The following is a 13,523-nucleotide window of genomic DNA, read 5'->3' on the forward strand; positions in this document are numbered from 1 at the left end:
CCTGTTCAGAACTAAGCCGCATGCAAGCCAACTGCGGCTTTTTTAACTGTTTATCTGGAAGCAGTCTATAGTCCTCAGTCGGCGATGGCCAACGCGCATTTTCGGGCGATACGCCATACGGTTATCGAATCCCGCGCTTTCGAGTATAACAACGATTATGGCCTGACCTGGCTGCCTGCAGAAGAGGATTTCGATTCCAGGTATGAAATATTGACGGACTGCTGCAGGAGCAGGGATGGAGCGAATTTCTCGATGATCCGTTAAAAACGATGCATGAGGAGCGCCGGAGACAGCGGATGTAACCGCCGGAGAACAAACAACGTTCCTCTTGCTGTCTCTTTTAAAGCGGATGACACGAGCCAAGCATTTTCGTATTGACTGAAAAGGAAATTTATTGTATTCTTATTTCGACATTCCAGTAGGTCAAATAAGGAGGGTTTTCCTATCATGTCTCCCCGAACGAAGGAGCAGAACGAAGAGATTCGTGCGATCCGGATCCAGCAAATGCTGCGGGCGGCTGCGCAGGTGTATATCGATAAAGGAATAACAATGGAGATGCGCGATGTCGCGGCCCAAGCCGCGCTCGGTTACGGAACGGTTTATCATTATTACAAAAATAAATACGAATTGTTTGACGCTTTGCTGTGGTGCGCTATCGAACAGGCAAAATCGGTTACGGAAACAGCCTTGGGTGGCGGAGGACCATATCCTGAGCGGCTGCGGAATTATATCGTGCTCATGCTTCGGCAGTGGTCGGAGGATTTATCGGTGTTCATCCTGTACAAAATGTCGGCGGAAAACTTTCACCAGCTCCCTGGCGGCCGCTATGGGGAGCTGTCCCAGCGCTTCCACAAAGAACTATACTTGCCGCTGGCAAAGGTTTTGCAGGAATGTTCCGGCGCGCGAAGTCCGGAGAAGGCGGCCAACATGCTGATTGGCTCATTGGTCGGCTATGCCGGATTGCATATTCATCATCAGCATGAAGTAATGGATGGCGACGAGGCTGCGGAAACTTTGCTTACGGGAATTTTGCCGGGAGGGAGCCGATAATATGGTGACTTTAAAATCGGCGGCGGAAATCGAAGAGATGAAAATAGCCGGGCAATTCGTGGCCGCATGCCACAAAAGAGTGGCAGAAATGATTTGTCCGGGCATTACGACGCAGGAGATTAACGACGAAGTAGAGCGGCTCATTGCGAAAGCAGGGGGAGGGCCCCCACCTTGGGCTACAATGGCTACCGGTATGCAACGTGCGCTTCCGTGAACGATGTGATCGCGCACGGTTTCCCGGACAGCAAGCCCTTACGACAGGGAGACATCGTCACCGTCGATATCGTTGCGGAGCTGAACGGTTGGGTCGGCGATTCCGCATGGAGCTATGCGGTCGGATCCGTCTCAGAGGAAGCCAAGAAGTTGATGCAGGTCGCGAAAGAGTGCATGTACATCGGTATCGAACGGGCAACCGTCGGCAGCCGGATCGGCGATGTCGTCCATGCGATTCAACAACATGCGGAGCAAAACGGTTTTGGCGTCGTGCGCGACCTGCTTGCCCATGGAGTGGGTAGAAGCATGCATGAAGAGCCAAATTTTCCGCACTTCGGGTCGCCGGGCAAAGGATTCCGCCTTAAGGAAGGCATGGTATTTACCATTGAGCCGATGTTGAACGCAGGAACATATCGCATGACGATCGACGAAGACGGTTGGACCGCGCGAACCGCTGACGGGAAGCTATCCGCTCAGTATGAACATACAATTGCCATTACGAAAGCGGGACCTGTCATTTTGACTGCGCAGAAATAGTTCCGTGTACATTTCACAGGTGATATAACTACTAATGACCTTCAATTATTTTTAGGAACCTTAAGACACCGTAAAATGAATGAGAATGCAAAGAACAGCAACAGTAATAAAAAGCCACCAAACGCAGGGAAAGTTTATGAAGCCACAACAAGAGCTCACATCGTTACCTCGAATTAAACAATTTTCAAGTGGGCAGTTAAACAACAATACCTTCAATATGACGTATCTCAAGACATCGTTCGATTACCGGTTCTGAAAACAGTAATGATTGTAAACTTATTAAATCTGAAGGCTTTAACTCTACAGGCAGGAGATTATTACGAGCGATCGCTGAAGTGGCCTACTAAGACAAGATGGTCAGCCGGGTTGGAATCCGAGAGCGGATGTTAATAAAGGCTGCCGGGTAGATATTGAAGACCTTGCCATCATTGCTTGAGCAATCTTGAAATAACGTCAATATCGTTACTGCATCATTAGGGAAACCAGCCTAGATTGGGCTGGTTTTCCTATGTCTCTTGCTTGTAAAACGTCATTTTTTAGAGATATATCAATCATAATCTCAACTAGATTTCAAGGAAGGATCATTTTTTAGAGATATTTCAAATTTTGGATAACCTTCCACCTCAGGTTTACGAAGACCTGGATTAGGCTACAATTGATCCATAGCATTACAAATCGAGGGATCGCTTATGGAACATAACAAACCTGCCGGATCAGATGCTGCGGAACCCATTTCGGCAGTTTTAAAGCAAAACATAGAGAAGATTATACATGAGCTTGGCCATAGTGATGACATCATCCTGAGAGAAATCCGCATTGGGAAACTCGGCAATATTCGAGCGGCTATTGTCTACACGGACGGGTTAACCGGTACGCAACAGCTTGCGGATTTTGTCATGGAATCGCTGATCATGGATATGAAGAACACCGAATTGGATCAATTGGTCTCCTTCGGTCAGGATGTCTTGAATGCTCTTAAGGAACGGGCACTTACCGTGGGCGGCGTGAAGGAAATTACGGAGTTTGAAACGCTCTACACTTCATTGTTGTCTGGGGACGCGATCCTGCTATTTGAAGGGCAATCCCAAGGCTTTGCCATTGGGGTAAGATATTGGAATCAACGCAGTGTTACGGAGCCAGCGACGGAGACGATTGTCCGCGGTCCACGCGAGAGCTTTACGGAATCGATCCGGACGAATACAGCGTTGATCCGGCGCAAGATCAAAGATCGCAATCTTTGGCTGGAGACAAGAACGATCGGCCGCGTTACCAAGACCGACGTATCGATCATGTACATCCATGGAATTGCGAGCAACACCGTCGTTGACGAAGTACGTAAACGTCTGGATCGGATCGATATTGACGGTATTCTGGAGAGCGGTTATATCGAAGAATTAATCCAGGATGAACGGCGTTCGCCGTTCCCGACGATATATAATACCGAACGACCGGATGTCGTTGCCGCTGATTTACTGGAGGGCCGCGTAGCGATACTGGTGGACGGTACCCCGTTCGTTCTTACGGCTCCGACGACGTTTATACAATTTTTCCAAGCGGCAGAAGACTATTATCAGCGTGCGGATATTAGCACCTTTTTGCGATTACTTCGTTACCTCAGCTTCTATATCTCGCTGGTCGGTTCGTCTCTGTATATCGCGATTACGACATTTCACCAGGAAATGATCCCGACTCAGTTATTAATCAGTCTGGCGGCTCAGCGCGAAGGAGTGCCCTTTCCTGCGATTGTCGAGGCGTTCATGATGGAGATAGCGCTTGAAATATTGCGGGAAGCCAGTATCAGAATGCCGCGCGCAGTGGGTCAAGCGGTATCCATTCTAGGTACATTAGTGATTGGAACGGCAGCCGTGGAGGCAGGCATGGTGTCGGCGGCAATGGTCATTGTCATCTCCATCACGGCGATATCCAATTTCATTTTCCCTGCACCAAACATGTCGATTTCCGTCCGTCTCATTCGTTTTCCGATGCTGCTGCTCGCTGCTTCATTCGGACTATTCGGCATTATCATCGGCTATATCACGCTGATGTTTCACTTATGCAGTTTGCGTTCTTTCGGCGTGCCATACACGAGCTCCCTGGCGCCATATAATCGTGAAGATCTGAAGGATACGATCTTCAGGCTGCCTCGCTGGAGAATGAGGACCCGTCCGCACCTCTTAAATCAAGAGAATGAAACACGTGAGCAGGCGCCTCCTTCCCCGAAAACCTGAATCTCGCCGGCTGCCGATGAAAGGAGTTTACAATGGCACGAAAGCCGCTTATGATCTTGCTTCTCTGCATCATACCTATTGTAACAGGTTGTTGGAACCGGAGAGAATTGAATGATCTTGCCATCGCCATGGGGATGGGGATCGATAAGCAAGGCGAGCAATATAAGGTGTCTGTACAGGTTGTTGTTCCAAGCGAAATCGCTGCCAAAAAAGGCCAAGCCACGTCGCCTGTTGTTCTCTATTCCGCCGTGGGAGATAGCGTTTTTGAAGCAGTTCGCAAGATGACAACGGAGAGTCCGCGAAAAATATATATATCGCACCTGCGGATTCTTATCCTTGGAGAAGCATTAGCGAGGGAAGGGATCGGCAAATCTTTGGAGTTCCTTACGCGGGACAGTGACGCGCGAACAGACTTTTATATTGCCGTAGCCAAGAAATCCAACGCTGAGGATGTGCTGAAGGTTTTGACATCATTAGAATCCATTCCGGCGAACACGCTCTATAATTCGCTCGAAACGTCGCAGAAGGCATGGGCTCCGACGGTGTCTATCACAATGGATGAATTGATTGCGGCCTTAACGAGCGAAAGCAAGAGCCCTGTGTTGACCGGTATTCTTGTCCATGGTGATCCGGATAAAGGAGGTTCAAGTAAAAGCGTTCAGAACATCAAGACACCCGTACATCTGCAATATACGAACTTGTCCGTATTTCGTAAAGACAAGCTAATTGGCTGGCTAAACGAGCAGGAAAGCAAAGGGTATAACTACATTATGGATCATGTGAACAGTACCGCAGCCGTCATTCCGTGTCCGGGCGGAGGAAAAGTTACATTAGAGGTCATTCGCTCCAAGACCAAAGTGAAAGGAAAGGTTATTAATCAGAAGCCGCAAATCGAAATTAATATCCGCGGGGAAGTCAATGTTAACGAAGTTGGATGCCAAATTGATTTGACGAAGCCGCGAACGATCGGTGAATTGGAGAGTATTGGTGAGAAAAGAGTGAAGGAAGTCGTCTTTGCTGCGATCCAGGCTGCGAAGCAAAAATACAAGATTGATATTTTTGGGTTCGGTGAGGCTATTCGCCGTTCTAACCCAAAAGCATGGAAAAAGCTAAGTCGGGATTGGGAGCGGCATTTCAAGGATTTAGAAGTAATTGTGAACGTTGATGCTTCAATAAGGCAGCTCGGTACGGTGGGCAATTCATTCTTAGGAAGAATAAAGGAGTAGAACGAATATGTGGGTGATCGCAGGCATTGTTGCCATAGCTGCTGTCATTGCGCTTATTGAAGTTCCTCGGCTATTAAAAAGCAAATGGCATAAAGAGTTATGGGTATTTCTCATCCTCCTTGCTGCGGGGACAGGATTGAACATTGGACTCAAGCTGCATTGGAACATCCCTAGTCCGCTCTACTTGATGATCGACATATACAAACCAATCAGCCGCCTCTTTTATGGTGAGTGAATAGGGGAAGGAACACATGCTGGAAAACGGAAAGATATCGCTGCGACAATTTGGAATATTGGTCACGCTGTTCACCGTCGGCGATGCGATTCTCGTGCTACCGTCGGCCGTGGCTTTAGAATCCAAAGAAGATGCGTGGATTGCTACGATTCTGGGCACGGGAATCGGGCTACTCGTCGTTTATTTATTCGTAGCCGTCGCGAGACTGAACCCACGGCTGACCTTAGTCGAGTACAACAACAAAATTTTGGGTACGGCGATGGGTACGGTGTTGTCGGTGCTGTACTTAGGGTATTTCTTCATCTGTGCGGCCGCCAATATTCGGGAAATCGGCGATTTCATGACCACGCTGAGCATGCCGGAGACGCCGATTCAAGCGATACACGTTGTGTTTTTGTGTATTGTCGTGGTAGGCGTAAGGCATGGACTTGAGGTGATCGGTCGTGTAGGGGAGGCATTTTTTCCGGGATTCATCGTGTTCTTTATCCTGTTGGCACTGTTCCTATTGCCGAAAATCCATGTGGAGAATATCCAACCAGTTCTTGCGGAAGGGATAAAACCGAGCCTTCAGGGTTCGATTGTCTCATCCACATTTTCTACCGTTCAGCTTGTCATATTCCTTATGATTATCCCTTATGTCAATCAACATAAGCATATCATGAGAAGCTTTATGGGCGGCGCTCTGCTCGGCAGCTTAGCCTTGTTCCTAATCATCCTATTATCGATTCTCGTACTCGGGGTCGACGCAACGGCGAACAGCATGTATCCGAGTTACAACTTGGCGAAGAAGATAAGTATTGGTAAGTTTCTGGAGAGAATCGAAGCCATTCTTTCTCTATTGTGGTTCGTCACCATTTTCTTTAAAATTATTTTGTTCTTTTACGGCTTCCTGCTTGGTTTGAGCCAACTATTGAAGCTTCGGGAATATAACCTGATTGCTTTGCCTTCCGCGATGCTGTTGATGGCTCTAACGATCATCATCAGTCCAAACACGACATTTTATCATGATGTTATTACAAGGTATTGGCCGTTTTTCGATCTCACCTTTAATGTGCTGTTTCCTTTACTGCTGCTAGGCATTTATGGACTTCGGAAGCTGGTAAACAGACCGCAAAGAGAATGAATGATGCAGAGTATCTGTTCTTTGCGATTAGATGCTCTTTTTTAGTACGCCCAGCATGGGCGTCATCTCTAGGGTGAAAGTCCCGAACGGGGGCTGGCGAGCGCCTACCGTATCCAAGGGCAAGGGTGCCTGTTGCGAAGCAAGGTCTGAAGGAAGCCGGCGGCAAATGCACAGGCCAATATGTTGTATACGGGTTTACAATAGAAACCGGACCTTTCCATAGCTACAAGCACGCATAACAAAACTGGCGTTCAGCGACCCGCACGTGAGGTGGGCTGCAAAACGTCAGTTTTTGTTGTGCACAGTTATTAAATATTGTTACTCCTTTTTTGTAAAACTTTCATTCATCTTCCTTTTGATAATCATGCCTTCGAGACGTAGGATATTTTTCAGGCACTTATGATTCGTCGATATGTTGGAGAAAGGCGAACATATGTAATAATATTAACGAAACTATGGAAATTTTCTTGATGATTTTTTATTATTCCTTCCGACTTATGTATAAATATTGACAATAGTTAATCCGGGATTTATGATCAAATTGAGAATTGCACAAAATATGCGGAAGACGAGTGAAACTTTATGAAAGAGGAGCGGGCATGATAAGTCAACAGTTGAAACGACCAAACTGGGTGGAGCAGCTTCGGCCAAAGACCGAATACAAGCCATATCCGGACATATCTGATCGGGGCGCATGGGAGAACCTTCCCGAACCGTTGAAAATGTCCATCGTGCTTGAAGCCGAAAAATATTTGCAATTTGATTATCCTCCGCTCACGGCGACGATGTATATGGAATATTGGCAGAACGGGAATCGGACGCGGTACGATTTGCCCTATCATCGCCGCCGAAGGGCACTTACCACACTGGTACTTGCAGAATGCATCGAGAATAAGGGGCGCTTTCTATGCGATATCGTCAACGGCATTTGGTGCATCAGTGAAGAGACATCCTGGGTCATATCCGCGCATAATTTTCATTTTTACGAATCTAGCCTGCCTGTGGCTAATAAGCGGCGCCATGACATCGACTTGTTTGCGGCAGAGACCGGGAGTGCTTTGGCCTGGACCTATTACTTGTTAGGCAATGTTTTGACGGAACGGTATGGCGTGTTGATCAAGGAAAGGATCGTTCTAGAATTAAAAGAACGAATCATTCAGCCGTATCTTATTCGAAACGACATGTGGTGGATGGGTTACGACGAGTCGATTAAGCTGTACAACTGGACGACGTGGATAACCTCAAATGTACTGAGTGCTGTATTTTTCGTGGAGGAAGACGACAATAAGCGCACGAAGGCGGTGGAAAAGGCATGCTTCGGTCTCGACCGTTTCTTGAGCACCTATCATGAGGACGGCGGCTGCGATGAGGGACCGAGCTACTGGAATAAAGCAGCTGGATCGCTCTTCGATTGTTTGGAGCAGTTAGGCTATGCCAGTCACGGTACGATTGACGTATACGGAGAGCCGCTCATTCGTAGCATTGCAGAGTATATTTTCAAAGCGCATATTCATGACCGATACGTGCTAAATTTCGCGGACGGACCGCATAAGGTTACCGTTGAGGGAGATTTGATTTACCGTTTCGGCTTCCGGACGGGCAATGTGAATTTAATGGATTTCGGCCATACCATTGCCAGACGTTGGGGGACGGAAGGCGTGAAGCAGATGCAGTTTTTTTCATTTCTGCGCGTCGTCCCTGCATTGTTTAATTACAATAAGCTGATGGAGCACAACCAAAAGGCCGTTTATCCGTGCAGCATGTGGCTTGAAGGCATTCAGGTAATGATTTCCAGAGAATCGGCTCGATCGGATAAAGGGCTGTACGTCGCCGTAAAAGGCGGCCATAACGATGAAAGCCACAACCATAACGATGTTGGACAGTTCGTCATCTACAGCGACGGGGAACCGTACGTGATTGATCTTGGCGTAGAAACATACACGAAGGAGACGTTCGGACCGAACCGTTATGATATATGGACGATGCAATCATCTTATCACAATCTGCCCAGTTTCGGAGGCATTGAGCAGAAGGCTGGAGAAGCATACAGGGCAACAGGCTGTGAATATGATTCCGACGATGCAAAGACGAGTCTGACGTTGGACATTGCTTCCGCCTACCCAGATGAAGCGGGGATCGCATCCTGGAGACGCTCGGTAGCGCTTATTCGAACGGGTCAGCCTTATGTTCGATTGACGGATGATTATTGTTTTCAAGATGAGCCGAAGGAAATCGCACTTCATTTCCTTTCCTGCTGCAAGCCGCAGTTGCTTGCCGACGGCGTCATTAGGCTGGCAAGCGGGGACGGGAAGGGACTTCTTTGTCATTATGAGGGGGACCGGTTTGACGTCGCGATGGAACGAAAGAACATTATCGACGAAAAGATGTTCCTAGCGTGGGGTGACGCGGTATACCGCATCGTCATGAGACCGAAAGCAGTATCGATGGAAGGGACATTTAATTTTATATTTCGTGCCGAGTAGTTTCACGAAGAAGCGAATTGGTGAAGTCTTGCCTATATGAAGGAGTTGATGAACCATGGTGTTCGGCAGGCTCCTGAACTTGAACTCATGTCTACGATGTCCTGTAGCCGACCGATTTGAAATGCCGGCACCGGGTGGATATTTGCCCTTGATCATCGGCATTGCTACCGGGGGGACGGTACGCCTATTGACCTAAGCCAAATTAAGATAGCTGTCCTTCCAAGCAACCGACATCTTCGTCAACACGATGAAGATACATGGTGCTAATACTTGCAGGAACGGAATGCGCATTCCTGAGAGATGAGAGAGAACAAGCGAGTATATACGTTAGCGATAGCCTTACTTTATTCAGGAAGAAAGGTCTATAATTTTCCCTGAGGAGTGATCATGAAGCATTCAATGTACCCGACCCTTTACCCGCCAAAGAAGTGCTGATCAAGGAAAATATTGTCGTGATGAACGAGACCTTGGTGTTTCACTAGGATATTCGGCCACTCAAAATAGCGATACTCAACTTGATGCCGATCCGACCGACGCCGAGAAGAAGCTCGGCGATTAATCTCGGGTGACAAGAACATTGTCCCATTAATTGCCGCGTATTACGCGGTTTTTTATTTTTCTGGGATCAAGTTCTTTAAACACGAGTCTCCACAAAAATGAGCAATTCCCATCATACCGGGAGAGTTGCTCATTTTCTACTTCTGAATATCTATATTTCCTGCCTTATAACTTGGGTCCCCTCAAGAAACGGAAATAATCGTTCACTAAGAGTAACTGACTGGGCGTAGCGGCCTGAACCTGCCGGGTGCCACCTGGTTGCTCTGTTGCCATGTGTAGTCGCCAGTCAGGTTGATGTGTTCCCATCCGAGTGATGATAGGTAAAGAAAAGGGCATGCAATGAAGACAAAGTGGAAGAACGAATTCTTTGCCAAAATTGGATCTCACAGGACCAGCCGGTCGTGATTGCGATACGGCTTTTTCGCGTTGGTTAGATTAACCGCAACGGGATTTGTTCCAACTTGGTCATTTTCCAGATGTTCCCATGGTTGTACCTCCGCATAAGAAAACACAGTTCACCTTAAAAATTTACATTCAGAATAGCGGAGCCTGAATCTATAATAAAATCAGCAGTTATGAAAACGCATACATTTCATCGCTGCGCGAAAGGAGGAGCAAGGAACAAACTGCATGAAAACCAATTTCATTTTTGGGAGGGAGCTTTTATGAAAAAAAGCGTGAAGTCGATGATTACCGGTCTGGCTCTTGTGTCTACACTTGCTATCGGTACTACCGTTTTTGCAGCTACGGTGACCATCAATTCCGACGGTCCAAACACAGGTAAGACGGCCTTGGAAATTTTCAAGCAGTACCTTGGCCCTGACCCGGTTGATGGACCGACGGATTCGAATCACCTGTATGAATCTACTTCCACCTATGTAGGAAATGTATTTCAGTTCAAAGTAGGCGACGCTTCCGATACGGCTGCACTTGACGGAAGCAATACGGATCGCCAGCGCGTCGAAGTCAAAGCTTACAAAAGCTCCCCAAGCAACGTTAAAGCATCCCAAGGTGAAACGGTGACCTACAAATGGCAGTTTCGAGCGGTAAGCCCGTATCCGATGCCTCCTTCTGGTAACTTCCATCACATCTTTCAGCTGAAAGCACAGGATGGAGATGACGGTGCGCCGATACTGACCTTTACGGTTGGAGACGGTTATTTGCTATTCAGACACAGCCCGATCGGAGCAACGATGGATCAAGTAGAAACGCTAGCCAAAACCAGCTTCTCTAATATTGACGGAACCTGGGTTGAAGCTACCGTGACCGTTCAAAATACGGATAACGGCAATTTGAGCATGACATTGAAAAAGCTGGACGGAACCGTACTCATGTCCTATAGCGGTAAAAAGGATAACTGGAGAGACGGGGCAACGATCAACCGTCCGAAGTGGGGAATTTACCGTAAAATTTATACGAACATGCCGGAAGCTAAGCTTCAAATCGCGAACATTCAAATTACCAAATAATAGTCAATCCCCCACAGCAGCAAGAGCTTCTTCCGCTGTGGGGGATTTCTTGTCAGGTTCTCGATGAAGCTTTATATGCCTATTTCGACTGTGAAGGACGTCTAATCAAGGCGTCCTTCATTTCGATTTACCACTACCGATGATACGGTGAACCGTACCATAAGTAGGGCGGAGTTTTGGGTCGTGAACCAGAAGGTATTTTGACTTGATCAGGTAATAGTTGGTTCCAGTCATGTGCGCTGCGGTTTTTTGTAATACTGTGCTAATTATTATTTGTATAGTTAGTTCAGGAAGAGGACAACAATGGAAGTATGAAAGGAGAGATTGCCAGGTGGAAACATCCAATCAATTAGATTTTATCGATTTTACCAACGCAGCTGACATGGAATTGTGGCTCGCGAGTCATTACGATCGACGAGAAGAGGTATGGCTTAGAATAGCTAAGAAGGATTCGGGCATCCATTCGATCACCATTCAGGAAGCGCTCGATGTCGCCTTATGTTATGGGTGGATCGATAGTCACCGTAAAGGATTCAACGAGGCGTATTACTTGCAGCGGTATTCGCCAAGGCGAGCGAAAAGCCCTTGGTCCATGGTTAACGTGAAAAAAGCAGAAGAGTTAATGGAGAAAGGACGAATGAAAGCCCCCGGTTATGCTGAAATACGCCGGGCACAGGAGGACGGAAGATGGGACGCAGCCTATGAATCGCAGAAAAACGCAACAATCCCGGCGGATCTCGCAGCTGCGCTAGAGCAGCATGAACAGGCCCAAAAAGCTTTCAGTCAACTCGACAAGACCTCTCAATATGCGATCCTCCTGCCTCTCATAAAGGCAACAACAGCAAAGAGTAGAGCTACGCAGCTGCAAAAAGTGATAACCAAATTGGAAGTCGTCCGATGACTATAATGCAGCGGTAAGCAGGACACGTTGTTATTCGGATGCTTGGAAGCCCAGTTCTTTCTTGTATTGCAACGGTGTTTTGCCAAACACGCGTTTGAAGTCCGTAATGAAATGCTGTTGACTGCTGTAGCCAAGATCATAGGCCATATCCGCCCAATCGGGCTGGTCGCATTCACGAATGAATTTCGCCGCATCCAACAGTTTATTTCTCTGGAGCTGCCATTTGATTCCGATCCCAATATAATCCTGGAAAAGCTGTTGGAGCCATCGATCGCTTTTGCCAACCCACTGAGCAACATCCCCGACGGTCTGCAACCGTTCAGTCTCAATTGCAGCAATGATTCGGTTAATGATTTCGATGTTAGGATCATATTGCGGGTTTTGCGCTTGTAGCATTTCGGCAAGAGCGCCGACGGCAGCGTCGTCCGGTAATGATAGCGTATTTTCAATAAAAGTTTGCCCTGCCTCGGCGAACACTTGCTGTAATGCAATCGTCTCGTTGTGTAAGCCTGCAAGTGATCTGCGCCAAAAAGCGTGGAACGCGCCTGGCTTAAATCGAGCACCGATAATTCTGCCATCATCGGCAGCCTCGTAATCCCGTTTATCGCGGAATGTGCACTGGATGCCTGATTCATGCGCAGACAGATATACATCGACATAGGGCCGGTGCATGACTTGCTCCGAAATGTAAGGCTGCCCCGTCGTGTTATTCCAGCGTATGGTCCAAAAGTGGTTTATGAACGGTGCTAAATCGACCGGAGGCACATAGGTTTGAAAGGTTATCTGTTGTTCGAAGCCGGAGGGATCCAGTTTTCCTCCCGTTTGATAAATGTCTGCGGATTTCTGTAATACGGTTATGATCATCATCCCTTATCATTGAAATAGAAAGTATATACCAAATGACCTAAAAGGAGCTTGTTATAATGACAAACACACCCAAATTACGAGGTATGGCAAACGTTAGTTTCTGGGCAGAGGATCTCAAAGCTGCAAAAGAATGGTATACGAAGATTCTGGGCGTGGAACCTTACTTCCAAAGTCCTGATCCGGAGAATCCTGCTTACCTCGAATATCGGATCGGTGACTTCCAAGACGAGCTTGGCATCATTAATAAGAAATATGCACCCGAGGCGGCTAGCTTGATGGGGACTGGAGGAGCGACGCTTTACTGGCATGTGGATGATGTTGACGGAATGCTGGAAAAGTTAAAGGAACTGGGGGCCAAGGAATATGAACCGCGTACGGAGCGTGGCGTTAACTGGATCACCGCATAGGTCGTGGATCCTTTTGGAAACATCATTGGCTTGATCCACAGTCCGCATTATAAAGAAATTTGGAATTCCATTCATCAAGCTTGACTTTAACTTTAACTGGCGTCGTTACGCAAACGATGCCAGTTTTTCTTTGAAACAAATCCAATATTCCTAATTTTACCTTACCGCATGTATTTCCACAAGAGATGTTCAGGGAGAGGAGTTATGTGTTGGGTGACATGAACAT

Annotated in this window: 11 protein-coding genes and 2 pseudogenes; 12 read left to right on the forward strand and 1 reads right to left on the reverse strand. The window is 47.4% G+C overall.

From position 1 onward, the window contains the following. Positions 1–84: 84 nt before the first annotated feature. From QMA13_RS17380 to QMA13_RS17430, 11 genes and pseudogenes are all read left to right on the forward strand, one after another. Positions 85–264 carry a hypothetical protein gene (locus QMA13_RS17380; protein ID WP_282942925.1) on the forward strand — a complete coding sequence of 60 codons (180 nt, stop codon included), beginning with the start codon at positions 85–87 and terminating at the stop codon, positions 262–264. Between the two features lie 183 nt (positions 265–447). After that, complete coding sequence (locus QMA13_RS17385) at positions 448–1,050, forward strand: TetR/AcrR family transcriptional regulator (protein ID WP_282942928.1); 603 nt, start codon at positions 448–450, stop codon at positions 1,048–1,050. Between the two features lies 1 nt (position 1,051). Beyond that, positions 1,052–1,800 (forward strand): annotated as a pseudogene (map, locus tag QMA13_RS17390) (type I methionyl aminopeptidase). 689 nt (positions 1,801–2,489) lie between these two features. Further along, positions 2,490–4,028 (forward strand): spore germination protein, encoded by a 1,539-nt coding sequence (locus QMA13_RS17395; protein ID WP_282942929.1) that lies wholly within the window; start codon positions 2,490–2,492, stop codon positions 4,026–4,028. Positions 4,029–4,060: 32 nt separating this feature from the next. Further along, positions 4,061–5,254: a Ger(x)C family spore germination protein gene (locus QMA13_RS17400; protein ID WP_282942930.1), complete on the forward strand. Its 1,194-nt coding sequence runs from the start codon at positions 4,061–4,063 to the stop codon at positions 5,252–5,254. Between the two features lie 7 nt (positions 5,255–5,261). Beyond that, complete coding sequence (locus QMA13_RS17405) at positions 5,262–5,489, forward strand: hypothetical protein (RefSeq protein ID WP_282942932.1); 228 nt, start codon at positions 5,262–5,264, stop codon at positions 5,487–5,489. A 16-nt stretch (positions 5,490–5,505) separates the two neighbouring features. Continuing rightward, entirely contained in the window at positions 5,506–6,612 is a 1,107-nt protein-coding gene (locus QMA13_RS17410; RefSeq protein WP_282942933.1) for a GerAB/ArcD/ProY family transporter, read from the forward strand. Between the two features lie 599 nt (positions 6,613–7,211). Further along, positions 7,212–9,095 (forward strand): heparinase II/III domain-containing protein, encoded by a 1,884-nt coding sequence (locus QMA13_RS17415; protein ID WP_282942935.1) that lies wholly within the window; start codon positions 7,212–7,214, stop codon positions 9,093–9,095. Between the two features lie 55 nt (positions 9,096–9,150). Further along, positions 9,151–9,291: a hypothetical protein gene (locus QMA13_RS17420; protein WP_282942937.1), complete on the forward strand. Its 141-nt coding sequence runs from the start codon at positions 9,151–9,153 to the stop codon at positions 9,289–9,291. Positions 9,292–10,318: 1,027 nt separating this feature from the next. Beyond that, the gene (locus tag QMA13_RS17425; protein WP_282942939.1) at positions 10,319–11,122 is read left to right on the forward strand and encodes a heparin lyase I family protein; all 804 of its coding nucleotides are present in this window, start codon (positions 10,319–10,321) and stop codon (positions 11,120–11,122) included. A 331-nt stretch (positions 11,123–11,453) separates the two neighbouring features. Beyond that, positions 11,454–12,023: a YdeI/OmpD-associated family protein gene (locus QMA13_RS17430; protein ID WP_282942940.1), complete on the forward strand. Its 570-nt coding sequence runs from the start codon at positions 11,454–11,456 to the stop codon at positions 12,021–12,023. A 30-nt stretch (positions 12,024–12,053) separates the two neighbouring features. Here QMA13_RS17430 and QMA13_RS17435 read toward each other — a convergent pair whose 3' ends face one another. Further along, entirely contained in the window at positions 12,054–12,890 is an 837-nt protein-coding gene (locus QMA13_RS17435; RefSeq protein WP_282942942.1) for a helix-turn-helix domain-containing protein, read from the reverse strand. Between the two features lie 56 nt (positions 12,891–12,946). Between QMA13_RS17435 and QMA13_RS17440 the strand changes: the two are divergent. After that, a pseudogene (locus tag QMA13_RS17440) lies at positions 12,947–13,381 on the forward strand (VOC family protein). Positions 13,382–13,523: the final 142 nt, after the last annotated feature.

The sequence above is a fragment of the Paenibacillus sp. RC67 genome (assembly GCF_030020805.1).
Lineage (GTDB): Bacteria > Bacillota > Bacilli > Paenibacillales > NBRC-103111 > Paenibacillus_S.